General features: G+C 74.5%; 18 protein-coding genes. 14 read left to right on the top strand and 4 right to left on the bottom strand.

Features of this window, described 5'->3' with window-relative positions:
- The coding region (locus tag CWN80_RS02285; protein WP_192899827.1) for a peptidoglycan-binding domain-containing protein at positions 1–1,107 on the top strand (1,107 nt) is incomplete at its 5' end.
- A 38-nt stretch (positions 1,108–1,145) separates the two neighbouring features.
- Here CWN80_RS02285 and CWN80_RS02280 read toward each other — a convergent pair.
- Entirely contained in the window at positions 1,146–1,841 is a 696-nt protein-coding gene (locus CWN80_RS02280; RefSeq protein ID WP_007926630.1) for a TIGR03089 family protein, read from the bottom strand.
- 49 nt (positions 1,842–1,890) lie between these two features.
- Here CWN80_RS02280 and CWN80_RS02275 point away from each other — a divergent pair, with 49 nt between their 5' ends.
- The 4 genes from CWN80_RS02275 to CWN80_RS02260 are packed head-to-tail and all read left to right on the top strand — an operon-like array spanning position 1,891 to position 7,796.
- Complete coding sequence (locus CWN80_RS02275) at positions 1,891–3,978, top strand: hypothetical protein (RefSeq protein WP_128276799.1); 2,088 nt, start codon at positions 1,891–1,893, stop codon at positions 3,976–3,978.
- A 28-nt stretch (positions 3,979–4,006) separates the two neighbouring features.
- On the top strand, positions 4,007–5,944 hold the full coding sequence (locus CWN80_RS02270; RefSeq protein WP_128276798.1) for a glycosyltransferase family 4 protein: 1,938 nt from the start codon (positions 4,007–4,009) through the stop codon (positions 5,942–5,944).
- The gene (locus CWN80_RS02265) at positions 5,941–6,936 is read left to right on the top strand and encodes a lysylphosphatidylglycerol synthase domain-containing protein (protein WP_007929835.1); all 996 of its coding nucleotides are present in this window, start codon (positions 5,941–5,943) and stop codon (positions 6,934–6,936) included. Before CWN80_RS02270 ends, CWN80_RS02265 begins: the two co-directional genes overlap by 4 nt.
- 11 nt (positions 6,937–6,947) lie before the next feature.
- A complete protein-coding gene (locus tag CWN80_RS02260) occupies positions 6,948–7,796 on the top strand; it encodes a methyltransferase domain-containing protein (protein WP_007929837.1) in 849 nt (282 codons plus the stop codon).
- 4 nt (positions 7,797–7,800) lie between these two features.
- On the opposite strand, the gene CWN80_RS02255 is transcribed toward CWN80_RS02260, so the two are convergent.
- Positions 7,801–8,616 (bottom strand): aminoglycoside phosphotransferase/kinase family protein, encoded by an 816-nt coding sequence (locus tag CWN80_RS02255; protein ID WP_007929838.1) that lies wholly within the window; start codon positions 8,614–8,616, stop codon positions 7,801–7,803.
- Between the two features lie 41 nt (positions 8,617–8,657).
- On the opposite strand from CWN80_RS02255, the gene CWN80_RS02250 reads away from it, so the two are divergent.
- Entirely contained in the window at positions 8,658–9,584 is a 927-nt protein-coding gene (locus tag CWN80_RS02250) for a DNA-3-methyladenine glycosylase family protein (RefSeq protein ID WP_007929839.1), read from the top strand.
- A 52-nt stretch (positions 9,585–9,636) separates the two neighbouring features.
- Here CWN80_RS02250 and CWN80_RS02245 read toward each other — a convergent pair whose 3' ends face one another.
- Positions 9,637–10,461, bottom strand: coding sequence for a 2-phospho-L-lactate transferase CofD family protein (locus CWN80_RS02245; protein ID WP_157986896.1), 825 nt, complete (start codon positions 10,459–10,461; stop codon positions 9,637–9,639).
- A gap of 177 nt (positions 10,462–10,638) precedes the next feature.
- Between CWN80_RS02245 and CWN80_RS02240 the strand changes: the two genes are divergently transcribed.
- Genes CWN80_RS02240 through CWN80_RS02230 form a run of 3 tightly spaced genes read left to right on the top strand, consistent with a single transcriptional unit; the run spans position 10,639 to position 15,451 of the window.
- On the top strand, positions 10,639–10,908 hold the full coding sequence (locus tag CWN80_RS02240) for a WhiB family transcriptional regulator (protein WP_007928899.1): 270 nt from the start codon (positions 10,639–10,641) through the stop codon (positions 10,906–10,908).
- A gap of 14 nt (positions 10,909–10,922) precedes the next feature.
- Complete coding sequence (locus tag CWN80_RS15490; protein WP_128276795.1) at positions 10,923–13,985, top strand: glycosyltransferase; 3,063 nt, start codon at positions 10,923–10,925, stop codon at positions 13,983–13,985.
- Positions 13,982–15,451 carry a DUF5719 family protein gene (locus tag CWN80_RS02230; protein WP_128276794.1) on the top strand — a complete coding sequence of 490 codons (1,470 nt, stop codon included), beginning with the start codon at positions 13,982–13,984 and terminating at the stop codon, positions 15,449–15,451. The genes CWN80_RS15490 and CWN80_RS02230 overlap by 4 nt, the downstream gene beginning before the upstream one ends.
- A gap of 36 nt (positions 15,452–15,487) precedes the next feature.
- Here CWN80_RS02230 and CWN80_RS02225 read toward each other — a convergent pair whose 3' ends face one another.
- Positions 15,488–15,817: a metallopeptidase family protein gene (locus CWN80_RS02225; protein ID WP_007928892.1), complete on the bottom strand. Its 330-nt coding sequence runs from the start codon at positions 15,815–15,817 to the stop codon at positions 15,488–15,490.
- 140 nt (positions 15,818–15,957) lie between these two features.
- Here CWN80_RS02225 and CWN80_RS02220 point away from each other — a divergent pair, with 140 nt between their 5' ends.
- From CWN80_RS02220 to CWN80_RS02200, 5 genes are read left to right on the top strand one after another with little or no spacing between them, the layout of a single operon-like run.
- Complete coding sequence (locus CWN80_RS02220; RefSeq protein WP_007928891.1) at positions 15,958–16,341, top strand: DUF3499 domain-containing protein; 384 nt, start codon at positions 15,958–15,960, stop codon at positions 16,339–16,341.
- A gap of 44 nt (positions 16,342–16,385) precedes the next feature.
- Positions 16,386–17,816 carry a phosphomannomutase/phosphoglucomutase gene (locus CWN80_RS02215; protein ID WP_007928889.1) on the top strand — a complete coding sequence of 477 codons (1,431 nt, stop codon included), beginning with the start codon at positions 16,386–16,388 and terminating at the stop codon, positions 17,814–17,816.
- A 1-nt stretch (position 17,817) separates the two neighbouring features.
- Positions 17,818–18,009: a Trm112 family protein gene (locus CWN80_RS02210; protein ID WP_007928887.1), complete on the top strand. Its 192-nt coding sequence runs from the start codon at positions 17,818–17,820 to the stop codon at positions 18,007–18,009.
- 7 nt (positions 18,010–18,016) lie between these two features.
- On the top strand, positions 18,017–19,195 hold the full coding sequence (locus tag CWN80_RS02205) for an SIS domain-containing protein (RefSeq protein WP_007928878.1): 1,179 nt from the start codon (positions 18,017–18,019) through the stop codon (positions 19,193–19,195).
- On the top strand, positions 19,192–20,616 hold the full coding sequence (locus CWN80_RS02200) for a mycothione reductase (protein ID WP_007928877.1): 1,425 nt from the start codon (positions 19,192–19,194) through the stop codon (positions 20,614–20,616). Before CWN80_RS02205 ends, CWN80_RS02200 begins: the two co-directional genes overlap by 4 nt.
- Positions 20,617–20,637 lie beyond the last annotated feature (21 nt).

Below are 20,637 nucleotides of genomic sequence, written 5' to 3'. Positions count from 1 at the left end.
TACCAGAAGTCGAAGGAGCTGGATCAGAACGGCATCGTCTCGCCGAACGTCTGGCGTGCTCTGGCCGGCCTGAAGTACACGAAGACCGACCCGGCCAAGCCGACCACGCCGGCGACCCTGGGCGGTGACCTGGCGAAGTACCTGACCACGAAGATCCGCAAGGGCGACCGTGGTGCTGCCGTGACGGCGCTGCAGAAGAAGCTGAGGATCGACGCCGACGGCGTCTTCGGCTCCGGTACCGAGAAGGCCGTCAAGGCCTACCAGAAGTCCAAGGAGCTGGACCAGAACGGCATCGTCTCGCCGAACGTCTGGCGCGCCCTGGCCGGCCTGAAGTACACCAAGACCGACCCGGCCAAGCCGACCAAGCCGGCTGCACCCTCGGGCGACCTCACCCCCTTCCTCGACACGAAGATCCGGAAGGGCGACCGCGGTGCAGCCGTCACGGCCCTGCAGAAGAAGCTGAAGATCGACGCCGACGGCGTCTTCGGATCGGGCACGGAGCGGGCGGTCAAGGCGTACCAGAAGTCCAAGCAGCTGGACCAGAACGGCATCGTCTCGCCGAACGTCTGGCGCGCCCTCGCCGGCAAGAGCTACACCAAGACCGGGGTGCGGGCTGCGGCGGCCAAGCCGGCGGCCGACCCCTCGCGCGGGGCCACCGTCTCGACGAGCACGCCCTACGACAGCGTCCGCTCGACGGTCCTGGCGAGCGGTGCCCGTGGCGCCCACGTCAAGACCCTGCAGCGTGCCCTCGGCGGCGTCGCCGTCGACGGCGTCTACGGCAGCGGCACGGTCAAGGCGGTGCGGTCCTTCCAGGCGAAGGAGGGGCTGCCGGTCACCGGGATCACCGACGACAAGGTCTGGGCTCGCCTCGAGAGCAAGGACCACCCGTCGGCCATGCACCGCACGGTGGTCCTCAAGCCGGGCTCGACCGGCGAGGCCGTGCGGGTCGTCCAGCGCACGCTGGGTCTGGAGGTCGACGGGGTCTTCTCCGACGAGACCCGTGACGCCGTCAAGGCGCTGCAGCGTCGCCACGGCCTGACGAGCACCGGCTACGTCGGGGGAGTCACCTGGCAGGCGATCGACCGAGAGGCCCGGGCCCGCCGCTGAGCGTGCACCCGGAGGGCATCACCGTGACCGCGCATCGGTCAGGCGGTGACGCCCTCCGCCCGTGCCCGGCGCTCGAGAGTCGCCGCGTCGGTGGGGCCGAGGTGGACGACGAGCGAGCCGCCACGTGACCACACGTCGAGGGTCGTGCGCAGCAGGGCCTCGGCGGTCGGGTCGACGAGCTGGACCCGGGCCGCGGCGCCGCAGCCCGCCACGAGCTGGCCGTAGCTGCCCACCCCGCCCGCCGTGCGCAGGGCAGGGTCGTCGTCCTCGGGCTCGGCCCAGGGGGTGAAGTCATCGCCGTAGGACGCCAGGTCGGCCGCCTCGTCCATGACGCCCTCGGGCACGGGAGCGGGTGAGCGGCGGGCCAGCGAGGCCCGCGTCACGAGGACGCCCGGGCCGTCCGACGCCAGCTGCTCGAGGTCGTCGGTGACGACGAGGTCGACGGGACCGGTCCCGTCGAGGTCGACGCACGCGCCGACCGACCACACCGCCCAGGCCCAGTAGACGAGTCGCCAGTGCGGCCGCATCGCCAGCCGCACCGTCGACCCCGGCTCGAGGTCCCACTCCTCCTGCAGCGCATTGGCCGCCTTGCTCACCCAGGTGCCGATGACTCGGCCCGACAGCTCGATGCGTTCGCCGGCGGTGGGGCCGGGCACGTCGTCGTAGCAGGTGATCCGCGGGGCGGCGGAGTCGGTGCGGTTGATCTCGGCCAGGACGTGTGCGGGGGTCGGCATGGGCCCAGCCTACGAAGGGGGTGACCGCCCGCCGGATACCGTGGCCGCCGTGGAGACCCCGACGAGCACCCGCCCCGACGTCGCCCCGGCCCTGGAGCGGCTCGTCGTCGCGGCTGCTGCCTGGGTCGTGGTCCTCGGTTTCGTCGGGTCCCTCGCTGCCGCCGTCGGCGCGTGGACGCCCCTCGTCGGTGTGGTCGTCGCTGTCGTGAGCGCAGCGGGGGCGGTCGCCGTCTCGAGGTGGCTGCCCCGACCCTCAGGGCGGGCCATGGGACCCGTTGCTGCCGCCGCCCTCGTGCTCGGGGTCGTCGCGGTCACCCTGTGGACCGGTGCCACCCACTCCGAGCAGGTCATGCCCCGGCGGGACTCGGCGAGCTACCTCCAGGCGACGATCTACCTGGCCGAGACGGGCTCTCGTCCGGTCGCCGTGGACGCCGAGACCATCGGTGGTCCCGAGACCCTCGCGGAGGACGGGCTGACCCTCGAGGCGCCAGCCTTCTACGAGATCGGCTCGCCGGAGGAGCCGCAGGTCCAGCCGCAGTTCATGCCCGGGCCGGCGCTCGTGTACTCGCTGCCCTGGTGGGCCGGGGGGGCGACCCCCGTGCTGTGGGCGCCGGCCGTCGCCGGTGGCCTCGCGCTGCTCGCCATCGGTCTGCTCGTCTCGCGCGTGGTCGCGCCGGCCGCGGCGGCACCGGCGGCGGTGCTCGTCGGCGCCTGCTTCCCGTGGCTGCACACGGCCCGCTCGACCTACTCCGAGCCGCTCGCCGGCCTGACCCTCGGCGCCGGTTTCCTCGCGCTGACCCTCCTTGCTGGGGCGGGGGAGGAGGGCGAAGGGGACCGCGCCCGGGCACTGCGCCTCGCCGCGCTCCTGGCCGGCGGCCTCGTCGGTGGCACCTCGATCGTGCGCATCGACGCGCTCCGCGAGACGATGCTGCTCGTCCCCGTGGCGGCGCTCCTCCTGGCGCGTGGGCGCGGCTGGGCCAAGCCCCTGCTCGTCGGCGCGAGCGTGACGACCCTCGCCGGCTTCGCGGTCGCCGGCGCGATGAGCTGGCGCTACCTCGGCGAGATCGGCGGCTCGCTCGTGCCGCTCGTCGGTCTCGTCGTCCTCATGTCCGGCGCCTCGTGGTGGCTGCTGCGGCGGGCCCGGGCCGGGATGAGCCTGCCGAGCGGTGTCGCCCGCCGGCTGCCCGACCTGCTCGCCGGGGCCGTGCTCGTCGTCGGGGTGCTCCTCCCCCTTCGCCCGCTCGTCATGACCACCCGGCAGGACCCGATGGACCCGGGGGCCATGTACGTCGCCCGGATGCAGGCCGAGCTCGGCCTGCCGATCGACGGCGGGCGGACCTACGCCGAGCACTCGGTGGACTGGCTCGCCTGGTGGGTCGGCCCCGCGGCGCTCGTCCTCGCCCTGCTCGCCCTCGCGGTGCTCTTCCGCCGGCTGGGCACCTGGTGGACGCGCGGTGGTGACCTGCCGGTCTGGGGTGCCGCACTCGTCGTCACGACGGGCTCGACCCTGCTCACCCTCGTGCGACCCGGCATCACGCCCGACCACCCCTGGGCGGACCGGCGGCTGCTCGTCGCGCTGCCGCTCGCCCTCGTGCTCGCCGTCGCCGCCGCCTGGTGGGGTGCCCGGCAGGCGCGGCAGCGATGGGGTCGGGTCGCCGCGGGCGGCGCCCTCGTCGCCCTGCTCGCGGCGACCGCCGTCCCGACCGGCCTGGCCACGTGGCCGCACCACGACGAGCGCGTCGAGGCCGGGGGGCTCGCGGCGGCGGAGGCCTACTGCGACGCCTTCGAGCCCGGCGACGTCGTCCTCGCCGTCGATGACTGGGCCGTCAACCACTGGACGCAGGTGACGCGCGGCATGTGCGGCGTACCCTCCGTCGCGACGACGGGACGACTGCGTGACGACCCGGAGCAGGTGCTCGCCGCGGCCCGGCGCCTCGACGAGCGGGTCCGCGCCCGCGGTGGCCAGCTCGTCCTGGTGGCCCACCGGGAGCCCGCGACGCTGCGCGACCTCGGCGCGACCGATGTCCGGACGGTCCTCGACACGGTGATCATGGAGGACCCGCACGTGCTCACCGAGCGACCCGAGGAGCTCGACCCCCTTCGCCTCGTCGTGTGGACCGGTCACGTCCCGCGATGAGTCGGGCCGGTCGCATAGGCTGCCCGCGATGAGCGCGCACCACGCCCCCGATCCCGACGGCCGTCCCGGTGACGCCTCGTTGAAGATCGCCGTCGTCGGCCCCACCCACCCCTACAAGGGGGGCGTCGCGTCGCACACGACCACCCTCGCCCACGAGCTCGAGGACGCCGGCCACGACGTCACCCTCGTGTCGTGGAGCCACCTCTACCCAAGCTTCTTCTACCCCGGCGAGCAGTCGGTGCCCAGCGCAGGGGACCCGGACGTCGAGCCCTTCCCGCGCACGGTGCGTGCCCTGTCCTGGGCTCGGCCCGACTCCCTCGTGCGGGCCGGGCGCAGGCTGTGCGACGTCGACCTCATCATCGTCGTCCACGTCATCCCGCCCGTCGTGCCGCTCCACCTCACCCTGCTGCGGGCCGCCGGTGTGGGGCGCACCGCGATGACCGGGCGCGGGCCGCGCAGCGTCGTCATCGCGCACAACGTCCTGCCCCACGAGCCGCACCCCGGTGACGCCGCGCTCATGCGCACCTTCTTTCGCCGGGTCGACGCCGTCGTCGTCCACTCCGCCGAGCAGTCGCGGCTGGCCCGTGAGCTCGACGCCGAGCACGTCGTCGTCACCGACCTGCCCCCGCACCTGCCCGGCGGCGACCCCGTGGAGCGCCGCGAGCACCGTGGACCTGCGCGGCTGCTCGCGCTCGGCCTCGTGCGCGGCTACAAGGGGATCGACGTGCTCATGCGGGCCATGCTCCGCGTGCCCGGGGTCACGCTCACGGTCGCCGGCGAGATCTGGGGCGACGCGGGCGACGAGATCCGCCGCCTCGCCGAGCACCGCGACCTGCGCGACCGCGTCGAGATCCACAGCGGCTACGTGCCCGCCGACCGCATCGCACCGCTCCTCGCCCAGCACGACGTGCTCTCCCTGACCTATCGCAGCGCGACGGCGAGCCAGAACGTGCTCCTCGCGCACCAGCACGGCCTCGCCGTGCTCGCCTCCGACGTGGGCACCTTCGGCGACCAGGTGCACGACGGCGTCGACGGCTACCTCGTGCCCCCCGAGGACGAGGACGCGATCGTCGAGGTGCTCGAGCGGCTCACCGACCCCGACGAGGTCGACCGGATCCGTCGCGGCGTCACCGCGCCCGACCTGCACGCGCCGTGGGCCCGGTACGTCGGCTCCCTCGAGGCGCTCAGCGCCGCCGGGATCGGCGCCGACCCGACCGCGCGCACCGTGCCGCGCCGTCGCTCGCGCCTTGGCCGGGTCGCCGACCGGGCAGAGGACCTCGTGGGCTTCGCGCGGGCCGCTCGGGCCAGCCGCCGCCCGCGGATCGACCTCGGCCCCGGTGACTTCCCGACCTGGGTGCGCCCGACCGACGCGCTCGTCCACGACGACGACGCGACCCGCGCGCGCGAGCTCGCCCGCGAGCTGGGCCTGCCCCGCGAGGGCGACGAGATCGCCGAGTGGGCGGCTCTGGGTGCCCTCGAGGTGCTCCTGGGGCTGCGCGACGGCGACCGGCGCGAGGCCCTCGTCGTCGACGCCTCGGGCAGCGGGTCCCCCTTCGGTCGGTGGGCCCGGTCCGTGGGCTACGCACCGGTCGAGGTCGAGCTGACCGGTGCCCGCTCCTCGATGTCCCTGCTCACCGTCGACACCGCGACCCTCGACCTCGTCACCCGGCTGCACCCGGACGACGCCAGCGCCGCAGACGTCGACGAGACCCTGACGCAGGCCGGGTGGGCGCTGCGCTCGGGCGGCCTGCTCTGCCTCACCCTGCCGGTCGGCGGCGTGGGTCAGGACGTCGTCGGGGGGCCCGCCGACCTGCAGGCCGTCGTCGCGCGGGCGGCCGACGCGGGCTTCGACCTCGTCGGGGACGTCGACGGCGACATCACCTCGCGGGTCCGTCATGCCTCCCGGGTCAGCCACGACCCGGACGCTGCGCACGCCCTCGTGCGACTGACCTTCCGGCGCCGATGACGGCGCCGACCACCCCGGTGCGGAGCGGACGCAAGCGGCTCCTCGACGTGCTGCGCATCGGCTTCCTCGTCGTCGTCCTCGTCGCCGTCGGGATCGCGCTGTGGAGCAACTGGGAAGAGGTGCAGGGCGACCTCGGCCGACTCGGGCCGGTGACGATCCTCGGGGCCGTCGTGCTGTCGCTGCTCTCACCCTTCTTCACGGTGCTCGGCTGGCGGGTCCTGCTCGCCGACCTCGGGTCGCGGCTGCACATCGCCCAGGCCAGCGGGGTCTTCTTCGTCGGCCAGCTCGGCAAGTACCTGCCCGGCTCGGTGTGGTCGGTCGTCGTGCAGACCGAGATGGCCGCCAAACTGGGCGTCCCGCGACGTCGGAGCGCGGTGGTCGGCCTGCTGTGCATCGCCCTGTCCGCGCTCACGGGCATGATCGCCGGGCTCCCGGCGCTTCCGGTGCTGCTCACCCGGGGTGACGCCGTCATCCCGTGGTGGGCGCTCCTGCTCATCGTCGCGGTCCTCGGCATCCTGCTGTGGCCCCCGCTGCTCAACCACGGCATCCGCACGCTGCTGCGCCTGCTGCGTCGCGAGCCGCTCGAGCACGACCTCAGCCACGCAGCCGTCGGGTTGTCGAGCCTGTGGTTCACCCTCTCCTGGCTGGTCGGCGGGTTGGCCGTGTGGGTCATGGCGCGCAACGTCGCCCCGGACGACGCCGATGCCTCACGCCTGCTGCTCGTCGCGGTCTCGGGCTACCTGCTGGCTGCCGGCATCGGGATGTTCAGCATCGTCGTGCCCGCAGGCGTCGGGGTCCGCGACGGCGTCATGGTCCTGCTCCTCACCACCCAGATGTCCGTCTCGGCGGCCACCGCCGTCGTCGTCGTCGCCCGCTTCCTCACCGTGCTCGCCGATGTCGTCTGGGCTGCTCTCGGCTGGCTGTGGGCGAAGTCCCACGACCTCCTCCCGGACGGTGGCACACCCACCACTGACCGCGACCCGTCCCCGTAAGGTGATGCCTCATGTCTGACTCCACCCCCGGCGGCCAGATCGCCGCACCTCCCGGCGGCCGCCTGCTCGCCGTCGCCAAGCGCGGCGCCGAGCACCTCCTGTGGGGCCGGGTGGCCCTCCAGCGGCGGCTCGAGGCGCGGACGCAGGGCGCCCGTCCCGCTCCGGCGAGCGTGGCGCCGACCGGCGTGCTCACCGATGCCGCGACGTGGCGACGGGCGACCGACGAGGCCAAGCGCCTGCGTCTGCCGCTCCACCGCGACCTCCCCAAGAACTGGGACGCCCTCGGCGCGGTCGCCGCGGTGCTCGACCTCGTCGACGACGGGTCCCGCAGCGCGCGGGTCATGGACGCCGGCAGCGCGCGCTACTCGCCGGTGCTGCCGTGGCTGCGGCTCTACGGCTTCGGTGCCGCGGCCGGGTCGCTCATCGGCATCAACCTCGAGTTCGGGTCGCAGGTGACGCGTGACGGCGTCGTCTTCCGCTATGGCGACGTCACCGACACCGGTCTGCCGACCGGGCACCTCGACGCCATCACCTGCATGTCGGTCATCGAGCACGGCGTACCCCTCGAGGGCTTCGTCGCCGAGTCGGCGCGCCTGCTGCGCCCCGGTGGCGTGCTCGTCGTCTCGACGGACTACGACCAGGACCCGCCGGACACGACGGGCAAGGTGATCTACGGCTCGCAGGTCCACATCTTCTCGCCGGACGAGATCCGCGACCTCGTGGCCATGGCCGACCGCCACGGTCTCGAGCTCGTCGGCACGATCGACGACGCGACGCTGGCGCACAGCGAGCGCCCGGTCCACTGGTCGAGGGTCGACCTCGACTACACCTTCATCCTGCTGACCTTCCGCAAGCGCTGACGGCTCAGCGCAGATCCCGCGCGAGCAGCGGGTCGAGCGCTGCCGCGTAGACGGGCAGGTCAGCCGGCCGGTCGCCGAGGACGCGGAAGATCGCGGCCCGCACCATCGCCTGCCCGCGCGGGCCGCTGACCCACTCGTCCACGGCGAAGGGGTCAGCGTGACCGCGCACGACGCCGTCGAGCACCGCTGTCGCCTCCGCCCACAGGGCCGGCCGCCAGTACGGGGCGAGGTCGATGACGACCGGAGCGCCATGCGGGTCGAGCAGGATGTTGCCGGCGAGTTCGCCGTGGACGAGCTGTGCGGGGCCGAGGTCGGTGTCGTCACGGGCCGCGGCGAGGTGATCGAGCAGGCCCTGCACCTCGGGGTCGATCCCGTCGGGGAGCGGGTCCTCGCCGAAGGCCACTCGCTCGGCCACGGACCACCGCCCCACCGGGGGCTCCTGAGCCGGGGGCCAGCAGGTGATGGCCCGCGAGAGCTCCGCGTGCAGCACGGCGCCCACCGCCCGGGTCGCGGCGGGGTCGGTGAGCTCACGCGCCGCGGGCTCGAAGCGCGTGGCGGCCCAGCCGTCGACGACCCAGCTGCCGTCGCGAGCGGGCACCGGCATCGCGATCCGCAGGTCCCGGTGGTCGCGCCCCGGGCGGGTGTCGAGGTCGACCGCGAGCCGGGCGAGCATCGGGCTGAGCAGATCCTGGACGCGAGGATCTCGCCCGGGGGAGAGGACGAGGTCGCCCGCGCGCACGCTGCGGCCGCGCCCTCCCGGTGCCGGCTCGAGGTCCCCGGGCACGGCAAACATGTCGAGCACGTGCTCCGTCGGTCGCATGCCGTCACGCTATGTCACCCCTGACCGGCACAATCGGCTGCGTGAGCACGTCCACCGGCCCGACGACGCGACGCCACCGGCCGCCCGAGCCCGTCGACCTCGCCCTGGTGCTGCCCCGCTTCGTCCGTGGCTCCGGCGACCCGACGAGCCATCGCGTCAGCGACGACTGGTGGTTCGCCTGGACCACGCCCGACGGTCCCGTGACCCTCCACCTGACGAGCGAAGGGAGCGACGTCCTCGCCTCCGCCTGGGGCGACGGCGCCGACTGGATGCTCGAGCGCCTGCCGGACCTCGTCGGCGGGCGGGACGACCCGAGCGACTTCACCCCCCGCCACGACCTCGTGGCTCGGGGGTGGCCGCGGATGCGGACCTGGCGGGTGCCGGCCAACGGGCTCGTCGCCCAGATGCTCGTCTGCTCGGTGCTCGAGCAGAAGGTCACCGGCCGCGAGGCCTTCAGCAGCCAGCGCCAGCTCGTCCGGCGCTTCGGCAGTCCGGCCCCGGGCCCGGGGGAGCAGCTCGGCCTGGTCTGCCCACCGAGCCCTGCCGACTGGGCCCGCATCCCCTCGTGGGCCTGGCTGCGCGCCGGCGTCGACGGCGCTCGCTCCCGCGTCGTCGTCCGGGCGATGCGGGTGGCCGGCCGCCTCGACGAGTGCGCCGACCTGTCGCTGGAGCAGGCGCACTCGCGGATGCGCTCCCTGCCCGGCATCGGGGTCTGGACCGCCGCCGAGGTCGCCCAGCGCGCCCTCGGCGACCCCGACTCACCGAGCTTCGGCGACTACCACGTCGCCAAGGACGTCACCCTCGCACTCGACGGGGTCGTCGGCGACGACTCCCGCATGGCGGAGCTGCTCGAGCCGTATGCCGGCCACCGCTACCGCGCCCAGGTCGTCATCACCGCCACCGCCGGGCACCGCCCTCGACGCGGCCCCCGTCGCTCGCTGCCCACGCACCTGCCGACGCGCTTCTGAGCGCACCGGTCGTCGTCTGCGACGGTCGACGATCCGCGGGGCATCACGTGCGTCAGACGCGAGCGAGGGCGTCGGCGGGGGAGGCGTCGGAGGGGAGCCAGGTGGCGCGGAGGTCGCGGTAGAGCGCGGCGACGGCATCGGCCGTGGGCTCGACACCGACGGCGGCGAGGGAGGGGCCGAGGTCGTCGAGCTCGGGGGTGATGCCGACGACCTGGGCGGAGGTGCCGCGCAGCGCGTCACGGATGCCGGGCACGCCGAGGACGATGCCGATGGAGAGCACCGGGTCGCCGGGCGCGAGGAGGACGAGGTCGGCCTCACGGATCGCCTCGAGCACGCCGGGGGCCGCGGCGGCGCGGTCCATGCCGGCGACGATGAAGCGGGTCGCGGGCGGGCAGCCGAGCTCGTGGCGCCACTGCTGGACGTGCACCGCCTGCTGCTGCTCCTCGCCGTCGAGCACGGCGTGCGTCTCGACCGGGACGTCGCTCATGGGGAGCAGGCGCACCCCGCGGTCGGCGAGGCCCAGGCGCTCGGCGAGTCGGGCGGTGACCTCGGACGGGGTGGCACCCATGCCGAGCCAGGCCGTGCGGGCGAGGTGGGTCGCGACCTGGCGGTCGGTGACGGGGAACCACTGCGGGCCGACGTCGAGTGCGGTGAGCTCGCGGGCCACGCTGTCGGAGCCGTCGTCGGGCTCGTCGGCGAGCGCGGCGAGCACGGCGTCGACGTCGGGTGACATGCGCAGACCCCACAGCGAGATGTCGTCGCCAGTGTTGGCGATGACGCTGATCTCGGCGGGGGTGGGGGAGGCGGAGGCGTGGTCGACGAGGTCGCGGACAAATCGGGCGCCGGGACGTCCCCCGGTGATGACGGTGATGCGCATGGGGGACATCGTCTCAGCCCCGTGACGAAGGGGAGTGCCCGCCCGACCGTTCAACGCTCCATAGCCTCCCCGGCTTGACGACGCACGCATGACACGCATGTAATTACAGACATGTCACGTGGTCACGGCCACGCGGCACGAAGTCCGGGTCGAGTGTGTCGAGGTCGAGGAGGGACCATGCACGAACTTCAGCTGATCATGGGTGGTGAGACCACCGACGAGGCATCGGAGATGTCCTGGCAGGAGCGATCGCTCTGCGCCCAGACGGATCCTGAGGCCTTCTTCCCCGAAAAGGGCGGGTCCACCCGCGAGGCCAAGAAGGTCTGCGTCGGGTGCGAGGTCCGCCAGGAGTGCCTCGAGTACGCGCTCGAGCACGACGAACGTTTCGGCATCTGGGGCGGTCTGTCCGAGCGCGAGCGCCGCAAGCTCAAGAAGCGCGCAGTCTGACTGTCGGCGAGGTCGTGACGCAGCGCAGCCTCCCGTCGACCTCCGCCACCCCCTCCCGGCGGACGACGACGCCTCCGGTCACCGTCACCGCCGTCGTCGTGGCGCGCAGCCGTGACGACGCAGGACAGGTCCTCAGCTCCCTCCTCGCCCAGGACCGTCTCCCCGATCGACTCCTCCTCGTCGACGGGGCCCTCGACGGTCTCGGCGACACGAGCGACCTCCTCGCTCCCGTGGCCGACGCCGGGATCGAGGTCTTGACGAGCACCCTCGGCCCGCGCCGTGGCATCCGCAGGATCCTGCCGGCCATGGTCGATCGGCTGCCGCGCGACGGCTCCGGACGCGACCTCGTGTGGGTCCTCACCTCCCGGACCCGACCCCACCCCGAGGCCCTGCGACTGCTCGTCGCGGCGAGCGGTCGGGGCGTCGGCATGGTGGGGCCGAAGCTCGTCGACGAGCGCGACCCCTCGCGCATCGTCCGCCTCGGGCTCCAGGTGACCCGCACGGGTCGGATCGTCCCGACGCCCGTGGCAGGCACGACCGACCAGGGGCAGCACGACGGTGACGTCGACGCGGTCGCCGCGCCCCTCGACGGTCTGCTCATCGACCGCGACACCTACGAGGCCCTCGACGGGCACGACCCGGCGCTCGGGGATCTCGGGGGCGACCTCGACCTCGGCTGGCGCTCGCAGCGGGCCGGCCGTCGCGTGGTGCTCGCGCCTCGTGCGGCCGTCGCCGTGCGACCGACCGCCGCCGAGCTTCGCCCCACCCCTGACCACCGGCGCCAGGCCCGCCGCGCGGCCCTGGCCCGGGCCCACTTCGCCGCCGCCCCCTTCGTCGCGCTGTGGATCGCCCTGAGCAGTCTCGTGGGTGGTCTGGCGCTCGTCGTCCTCAAGCGCCCCGGCATGGGCGCCGACGAGCTGGCCAGCCTCCCGGCGGTCCTCGACGTGCGCACCCTGCGCTCTCGCCTGCGGGGCAGGGCCCCGCGCGAGGTCGCCCGTGGCGACCTCGATGCCCTCTTCGTCACCCCGCGCGAGGCGCGCCGTCGTCTCGTCGACGAGGCCCGGGGGTCGACCGGGCCGGGCGCCGCGGTCGAGGCGCGCTCGCTCGAGGTCGAGCGGGGCGGTGGGTGGCTGACGCATCCCCTCCTGTGGCTCCTCGTCGCGACGTGCGCGCTGTCGGCCTGGTCGGCCCGTCACGTCACGGCGCAGCTGCGCCACCGTGTCGACTCCGGCCTCGTCGGGGGTGAGCTGCTCGGCGGCCGCGCGACGGCGGGCCAGCTCTGGGACTCGTGGTGGATGACGTGGCACGGACCCGGCTGGGGCGGTGCCGCGGAGCAGAGCCCGGCCGTCGTCGTCCTCGCGGCGCTCAGCGGTCTCGTCGGCTGGGTGCCCGGGCTCGGTTCGGGCCACTCGCCCGCCGGCATGGTGCTCACCCTCCTCGTCGTCACCGCCCTGCCCCTGGCAGCCCTCACCGCCTACGGTGCGGCCGGCACCTTCACCGATCGTCGCTGGCTGCGCGCCGCTGCCGCCCTCGCCTGGGTGACGACGGCCCCGGCCGCCGCCGCCGTGGGTGAGGGACGGATCGGGGCCATCGCCCTGCTCGTGCTGCTGCCCCGCGTCGGTGCCGGCGTCGTCCGGGCGACGCGGCGCACCGCGGCCCCGAGCGCCACGGTGCGGACCGCGCTGTGGGCCGCACTGCTCGCGAGCCTCGTGCCGCTCGCCGGGGTGGTCGTCGTCGCGGCCGGTCTCGGTCTGCTCCTGGTCGGTGACGCCCGCAGGCGCTGGGCCGGCGTGGCCCTCGTCGCCGTCCCGCTCCTGCTCGCGGGCCCCTGGCTGCTCACGCTGCAGGCTGCACCGCGCCGGCTGCTGGCCGGCTGGGGCATGACCGCCACCCAGGACCCGACCGCCGTCGACCGCCTCGCGCTCGGCCAGCTCGCCGGCGGTGCCACGACGACCTGGTGGACCGCGGCCCTGCTTGCCCTCGGCGCGATCGCCCTGCTGGTGCCCGGGCGCCGCCCGGCCTCGTGGGCCGCCGCGGTCTGCGCCCTCGCCGGCCTCGCCTGGACGCTGGGGGCGCCCCACCTCGTCATCGGTCACCGAGCACAGGGCGAGCCCGGCGCCGGGGCAGCGCTCACCCCCTGGGTGGGTGCCGGTCAGCTGCTGCTCGTCGCCGGGGCGCTCGTCGCGGTGCTCGTCGCGGCCGACACGCTGCCTCGTGCGTGGCGCGGCGCCGGGCACCGGCGCTGGCTCGTGCTCCCGGCGCTCGTGCTGCCGGTGGTCGCGATCGGCAGCGGCGTCGTCGTCGGCCAGCACTCCTACGGGGACCAGCTGGCGACCTGGCGCGAGCCCCGCCCCCTCGTGGCGGTCGCTGCTGCCGAGGGGCCGACCGCCTCCCGGACCCTCGTCGTCGAGACCACCGACAGCGGCGTCTCCTACCGCCTCGTCGGCTCCGAGCCCGGTCCGCTCGTGCGCGACCTGACCGAGTCGTCGCCGCCCGTCCCGGGCGAGGAGCAGGTGGCTGCCGCGGTGGCCCAGGTGCTCGGTGCGGGCGAAGGGGGCCGCACCCCCAGCGAGGTCTTCGCCGAGCACGGCGTCTCGCACGTGGTCATCGTCTCACCCACCGACGCCCAGCGGCGCCTCGTCGACGCCTCGCCCGGGCTGGCCAGGCTCGGTTCGAGCGCGGGCACGATCACCTGGGCGGTGCGCTCCGACGTCACCGGTGGCGCGGTGCCCTCGAGGGCGCGACTCGAGGCCGGCGACACCAGCACGACCGTCGCCACGGGTGCCCATGCCGACACCGACGGCGACGTCGACGCGGTCGGCGGCGACACGTTGGTCGTCGCCGAGTCCCTCGACTGGAGCGACCGCGCGGTGGTGCGGGCCGACGGGCGCCGGCTCGAGGCCGCCACGCACAGCGCCATCCCGACCTACGAGCTCCCGGACGACACCGAGGACGTGAGCATCGACGTCGGTGCCGGTCACCCGGTGTGGAAGGCGGGCCAGGCCCTGGCCCTCGTGCTCGCCCTCTACCTCGCACTCCCCACGGAGCGGCGCGTCGACCCCGAGGAGGACGAGTGAGTCCACGTCCCTCGACCAACGGATGGGTCCCCCCGGTGGTCCGGGTCGCCGCCGTCGGGCTGGCTGCCGCCGGCCTCGTCGTCGGTGCCGGCCGCGTGGGCGAGGTGTCGACGGGCACCGCGGCCCCGCCGACGGCAGCCCGGGTCGCCGCCACCCAGTCCACCTCGTACTGCACGGGGGACCCCTTCGCCGGCGACGACGAGACGTCGACGGTCGACGTGGCCGGGTCGGTGACCGCGCACGCCGCTCCCGCAGAAGTGCTCGACGGGCTCGTGGAGCCGACGGACGAGCCGGGTGACATCACCGTCGAGGCCCTCACCGGCGAGCCGGCGACACCCGAGGAGGGCACCCCGCGCAGCGGCCCGACGACCCGCACCCTCGACGAGCTCGACGAGCACGCCGTGCGGGTGCAGGCCACGCAGGAGCGGGCCCCGGGGCTGCTCGCCGGCCAGAGTCTCGAGGCCGGTGGCAAGCAGGTGCGAGGTCTCGCCGCGACCCCCTGCCCGACCGCGACCGCCGACGCCTGGCTCGTCGCGGGCGGTGGTGAGGCGGGACGCCAGGAGCGCCTCGTCCTCGCCAACCCCGGCGGCAACTCCGTGAGCGTCCAGCTCGACCTCGTCGGCACCTCCGGTGACGACGCCGAGCGCTCGGTGGTCGTCCCCGCGCACGGGCGCAGCGTCGTCCTGCTCGACGGCATCGGTGGCACCCAGCACCCGCAGGCGGTGCACGTCACGGTGACGGGCGGGCTCGTCGTGCCCACCCTCGTCGACCACCACCGCGACGGTCTCGACCCCGCGGGTGTCGAGATCGTGCCCCCGACGGCGGCGCCGGCCCGCCGCCTCGTCGTCCCCGGCTGGGCTGGGGGCAGCGCGCGCACGCTCGTCCTGGCCGCCCCGGGCGAGCGCGACGCCGTCGTCCAGGTGCGACGGCTCGGCGAAGGGCCCGCGACGAGCATCGAGGTCGTCACCGTGCCCGCCGACGAGATGGTCGAGGTCGAGCTGCCCGCCGACGCCGCGCTCGCCGGGTGGGAGATCGAGTCCGACGAACCCGTCGTCGCAGCGGCCGCGACGACCGTGCAGGACGACCGCGACCGCGAGGACCATGCGTGGTCGGTCGCGACACCACCGGCAGGCACCCTCGCCGGGGCGGTGCTGCCCGTCGACGCCGACAGGGGCCTGCGCCGACTCGTGCAGGTCGTCGCCCCGGAGGACGCGGCGTCCGCCGAGCTCTTCGTACAGCGCGAGGGCGAGGTGACCACGGAGAGCATCGACCTCGAGGCCCGCAGCGGGACCACGGTGCAGGTCGACGGGGCCGAGGCCGTCTGGCTGCGACCGACCCGGGGGAGGCTGCACGGCGCCGTGGTGCTCGCCCCGCCGTCGTCCGACCCGCGCGCCGAGACGACCTCGATCCCGCTGCTGCCCACGCGGGTCTCCGTCCGCGACGTGCCCGTCACCCAGGTGCGCTGACCGCCCTTCGTCCCGGCCGTCGGTGACCGCGGCGCCCTAGCGGCGGTCCGGGTCGACCTCGTCGGGGTCGACCCCGAGCAGCAGCGCCACCTGCTCGACCATGACCTCGTGCACGAGGTCGACGGGCTCGACACCTCGGGCGGCGGTCTCCACCGGGCGCCGGTAGACGACGATCCGCGCGGGCAGGGCGCCCTCGGCCGGCCACATGCGGGCCAGCGGGACCCCGTCCTCCCAGCCGGCCGGGTCCGACGGTGGGATGTCCTCGACGGCGAACTCGACCGCCTCCCACCGGCGGCCCAGCACCCCGCGGAAGCGCTGCGCCGTGTCGACCACGAGGTCGTCGAAGGCCTCGGCTCGGGTCGTCATGGCGGGGACCCCCGGCACGGCCAGCGGACCGCGCAGGCCCCGTCCACGACGATCCCGATGACGACTCACGAGCACGATCGTAGGGGGAGGCGGTCGGCGTGCCTTCGTGCATCCGGTCCCTCGTGGCCTAGCCTGCACGGGTGACTCTCTCCCGCCAGTGCTCCCGTGCCGCCTGCGCACGACCGGCCGCCGGGACGCTCACGTACGTCTACTCCGACTCGACGGTCGTCCTTGGTCCGCTCGCCACCTACGCCGAGCCGCACGCCTACGACCTCTGCGACGAGCACGCCCAGCGGCTCACTGCTCCCCGCGGGTGGGACGTCGTGCGCCTGGCGACCGACCAGCCCGCCCCGGCCACCTACGACGACCTCGTCGCCGTCGCCGAGGCGGTCCGCCGCCGCCCCGAGCCGGCGACCGACTCCGAGCGGACCGCCAGCCTGCCGACGAGGGCCCGCCCCGAGCCGACGACGGTCACCGAGACCGGCCGCCGCGGCCACCTGCGCGTCCTGCGCGACCGCGACTGACGACCCCTGCCCACGAGACGTCGTGGGCGAACTAGGCTGACGGGGTGACCACCACGCTCTCCGACTTCGTCAAGGCCTACGACGTGCGCGGCGTCGTCCCGGACCAGCTGAACATCGACGTCGCCCACGCGCTCGGGGCGGCCTTCGCCGAGGTCGTCGCCCTCGCCGAGGGGGCCACCGCCGTGGTCATCGGCCACGACATGCGCCCGAGCTCGCCGGAGCTCGTCGACGCCCTCGCCCGCGGCATCACCGCCCGGGGCGTGGACGCCGTCCTCATCGGGCTCGCGAGCACCGACGGTCTGTACTACGCCAGTGGTGCCCTCGGTCTGCCCGGCGCGATGTTCACCGCCAGCCACAACCCGGCCAGGTACAACGGCATCAAGTTCTGCCGCGCCGGGGCCAGACCGGTCGGGCAGGACAGCGGCCTCGCCGACATCCGCGACCTCGCCCAGCAGCACCTCGACGCCGGCGTCTCCGCCTTCGACGGGGTGCGCCCGGGCACGGTCACCGAGCGCGACGTCCTCGCCGACTACGCGGGCTTCCTGCGCGAGCTCGTCGACCTCTCCGGCTCCCGGTCGCTCCGGGTCACCGTCGACGCCGGCAACGGCATGGGCGGCCTCACCGTCCCCGCCGTCCTCGGCACCGGCTCGGGCCTGCCCGAGCTGCCCCTGACGATCGACCCGATGTACTTCGAGCTCGACGGCACCTTCCCCAACCACGAGGCCAACCCCCTCGACCCCAAGAATCTCGTCGACCTGCAGGAGCGGGTGCGCAGCCACGGCGCCGACATCGGCATCGCCTTCGACGGTGACGCCGACCGCTGCTTCGTCGTCGACGAGCGGGGCGAGCCGGTCAGCCCGAGCGCGATCACCGCGATGATCGCCCGCCGCGAGATCGACCGCGAGGTCGCCGCCGGGCGCGACGCCGGCGAGGTCGCGATCGTGCACAACGCCATCACCTCTGCCGCGGTGCCCCAGATCATCGCCGAAGGGGGTGCCCGGCCCGTGCGCACCCGCGTCGGCCACTCCTACGTCAAGGCGGTCATGAGCGAGCACGACGCCGTCTTCGGCGGCGAGCACTCCGCGCACTACTACTTCCGCGACTTCTGGTTCGCCGACACCGGGATGCTCGCGGCCATGCACGTGCTCGCCGCGCTCGGCGAGACCGACGCCCCGCTCAGCGAGGTCATGGCGCCCTACGAGCGCTACGTCGCCTCCGGCGAGATCAACTCGACGGTCGCGGACGCGGCCGCGGTGACCGAGGTCGTCCGGGAGCGCTTCGTCACCGACGCGACGGTCGTCGACGAGCTCGACGGGCTGACCGTCACCCACGCGGGAGCAGACGGCCCGATGTGGTGGTTCAACCTGCGCCCCAGCAACACCGAGCCGCTCCTGCGGCTCAACGTCGAGGCCGCGGACGAGGCGACGATGGCCCGCGTGCGCGACGACGTCCTGACGACCATCCGAGAGGCCTGACATGAGCGACCCCGTCATCGAGCCCTGGCTGCGGGAGATCTTGCGCTGCCCCGCGTGCCGCAGCGAGCTGCGCGACGAGACCGGCGCCGCCGGCCCCGAGCTCGTGTGCACCGGCGGCGACTGCGGTCTGGCCTACCGGGTCGAGGACGGCATCCCCGTCCTGCTCGTCGACGAGGCCCGTCCGCGGGCCTGAGGCGACGATGTCTCCCTTCGACGAGACCCTGCTCGACGACGAGGGACGCCGCCGCGCCGTCGACCGCAGCGACGTGCTGCGCAGCCTGGCCGGAGCCGGGGCGCAGGTCCGTCGAGCGGTCGCCATCGCCGCGGAGACCGACCTCGGGCTCGTGGCCGGGGGAGAGCGGCCACGAGCGGTGCACGTCGCCGCGGTCGGTGGGGCCGAGGGCGTGGGGACGGTGCTCGACCTGCTCGCCGCCCGCACCGGGCCGGTGCTGCTGACCGCCGACGGGTCCGGGCCGCTGCCCGGCTGGGTCGGCACGCTGGACCTCGTCGTCGCCGTCTCCCTCTCCGGTCGCGCCGACGGTCCCGTGCGGCAGGCCCGTGAGGCTGCCCGGCGTGGGGCCCAGGTGCTGACGATCGGGGCGCCGGACAGCCCACTCGCCGAGGCGGCGCACGCGGCACGCGGCGTGCACCTGCCGATCGAGCCGGGTAGCGGGCACTCGCGGGCGGCCCTGTGGGGGATGGTCGCTCGCGCCGTCCTGGCCGTGGCCGCCTGCGGCGTCGTCGACGTGCCCGGCGACGTCCTCGGCGACGTGGCTGACCGGCTGGACGCGCAGGCCGAGGCCTGTCGGCCCGACGCCGAGTACTTCGTCAACCCCGCCAAGACCCTCGCGCTCGACCTCTCGAGCCGGGTGCCCGTCGTCCTCGGTGACGGCCCGGTCACCGGGGTCGCCGCGCGCCGTGCGAGCACGATGCTCGCCCGCACGGCACGCACCCCGTCGACCTGGGGGCGGCTGCCCGATGCGGCAGCCCAGGTCCTCGCCTGCCTCTCCGGCCCCTTCACCGGCGCCGCGAGCGCTCCTGACGGCGGCCGCGACGTCTTCGCCGACCCCTACATCGACGGTCCCGCCGGGCCGGAGCTCGGCCTGCTCCTGCTGCGCGACCCGCGACCGACCGCGGACGGGCGGCCGGAGGAGGTCGAGCGGCACAACACCGCCCAGTCCATCGCCGACCACGCGCAGTCGGCCGGGGTGCGGGTGCTCGAGCACTGGGCGGGCCCGGGTCACGACCTCGCCCGGCTCGCTGAGCTCGTGGCACTCACCGACTACGCCGCCACCTACCTGGCGATCGGCCACGGGCTCGACCCGGCGTCGGCGCCGGGCATCTCCGAGCTGCCCCTCCCACGGAAGGCCCCAGAGTGATCGACGTCGACATCGCTGTCATCGGCAGCGGATCGGGCAACAGCCTGCTCACCGATGAGCTGTCGGATCGCACCTTCGCGATGATCGAAGGGGGAGCCGTCTTCGGCGGAACCTGCCTCAACGTCGGGTGCATCCCGACGAAGATGTACGTCCACGTCGCCGAGATCGCCACCGCGGTGCGCGAAGGGGGCCGCCTGGGTGTCGACGCGACCCTCGAGCGGGTGCGTTTCACCGACGTGCGCGACCGCGTCTTCGGTCGGATCGACCCGATCTCCGCCGCCGGCGAGGCCTACCGGCGCGACGGCGAGGGGGTGCACCTGCTGCGTGGACGGGCCCGCTTCACCGGGCCGCGCGAGCTCGAGGTCGAGATGCGCGACGGCACGACCGAGCAGGTGCGGGCCGGACAGGTCGTCATCGCGACCGGGGCGCACGCGACGTGCCCACAGGAGCTCGGCAACGCAGCGGCGCGTGAGGACGTCCAGATCCACACCTCTGACACCGTCATGCGCCTGCCGGAGCTGCCGGCGCGGATGCTCGTCGTCGGAGGTGGCTACATCGCGATGGAGATGGCCCACGTCTTCTCCGCCTTCGGGACCGAGGTCGTCGTCTCCGCCCGTGGAGACCGCCTGCTGCGTCATCTCGACGGCGACATCTCCGAGGCCTTTACCGCGGCAGCCGCGGGTCAGTGGGACGTGCGGCTCAGGACGACGGTCACGGACCTGCGACGGGGTGACGACGGCATCACCGTCACACTCTCCGACGGCTCGAGCGTCGTCACCGACGTCGTGCTCGCCGCGACCGGCCGCCGCCCGAGCACGCAGCACATGGGCCTGGACCTCGCCGGTGTCGAGGTGCGCGACGACCACCGCATCGTCGTCGACGAGCACGGCCGCACCACCGCCGACGGGGTGTGGTCCCTCGGGGACGCCAGCTCCCCCTTCCAGCTCAAGCACGTCGCCAACCACGAGGCCCGCGTCGTCGCCCACAACCTCGCCCACCCCGAGGACCTGCAGTCCTTCACCCACACCGCCGTGCCGGCCGCGGTCTTCACCCACCCGCAGATCGCCTCCGTCGGGCTCACCGAGGAGGAGGCCCGCGCTCAGGGGCTCGACATCAGCGTCAAGGTGCAGCGGTACGGAGACACCGCCTACGGCTGGGCCATGGAGGACACGAGCAGCATCTGTAAGGTCATCGCCGACCGTCGCACCGGGCGGCTCGTCGGTGGGCACCTCCTGGGCCCCGAGGCCTCGACCCTCGTCCAGCCGCTCATCCAGATGATGGCCTTCGACCAACCGGTCGCCGACATGGTCCGCGGCCAGTACTGGATCCACCCGGCGCTCACCGAGGTCGTCGAAAATGCGCTGCTCGGGCTCGACTTCAACCCGCCCGAGGACCACGTGGAGTCGCCGCCGCTCGCCTGAGCGCACCGACCGCCGGGCTCC

This window comes from Janibacter hoylei PVAS-1 (assembly GCF_004025845.1).
GTDB classification, from domain to species: Bacteria; Actinomycetota; Actinomycetes; order Actinomycetales; family Dermatophilaceae; genus Janibacter; species Janibacter hoylei.
Note: the sequence above shows the minus strand (reverse complement) of the source record. Positions and strands in the feature narration are given on the sequence as shown.

What these genes read in the sequence shown, in the direction of transcription:
- CWN80_RS02205 (WP_007928878.1), top strand. Translation starts at nt 18,017, where the DNA reads ATGTCTCCCTTCGACGAGACCCTGCTCGACGACGAGGGACGCCGCCGC.
- CWN80_RS02280 (WP_007926630.1), bottom strand. Translation starts at nt 1,841, where the DNA reads ATGCCGACCCCCGCACACGTCCTGGCCGAGATCAACCGCACCGACTCC.
- CWN80_RS02245 (WP_157986896.1), bottom strand. Translation starts at nt 10,461, where the DNA reads ATGCGCATCACCGTCATCACCGGGGGACGTCCCGGCGCCCGATTTGTC.
- CWN80_RS02260 (WP_007929837.1), top strand. Translation starts at nt 6,948, where the DNA reads ATGTCTGACTCCACCCCCGGCGGCCAGATCGCCGCACCTCCCGGCGGC.
- CWN80_RS02225 (WP_007928892.1), bottom strand. Translation starts at nt 15,817, where the DNA reads ATGACGACCCGAGCCGAGGCCTTCGACGACCTCGTGGTCGACACGGCG.
- CWN80_RS02210 (WP_007928887.1), top strand. Translation starts at nt 17,818, where the DNA reads ATGAGCGACCCCGTCATCGAGCCCTGGCTGCGGGAGATCTTGCGCTGC.
- CWN80_RS02270 (WP_128276798.1), top strand. Translation starts at nt 4,007, where the DNA reads ATGAGCGCGCACCACGCCCCCGATCCCGACGGCCGTCCCGGTGACGCC.
- CWN80_RS02255 (WP_007929838.1), bottom strand. Translation starts at nt 8,616, where the DNA reads ATGCGACCGACGGAGCACGTGCTCGACATGTTTGCCGTGCCCGGGGAC.
- CWN80_RS02240 (WP_007928899.1), top strand. Translation starts at nt 10,639, where the DNA reads ATGCACGAACTTCAGCTGATCATGGGTGGTGAGACCACCGACGAGGCA.
- CWN80_RS02265 (WP_007929835.1), top strand. Translation starts at nt 5,941, where the DNA reads ATGACGGCGCCGACCACCCCGGTGCGGAGCGGACGCAAGCGGCTCCTC.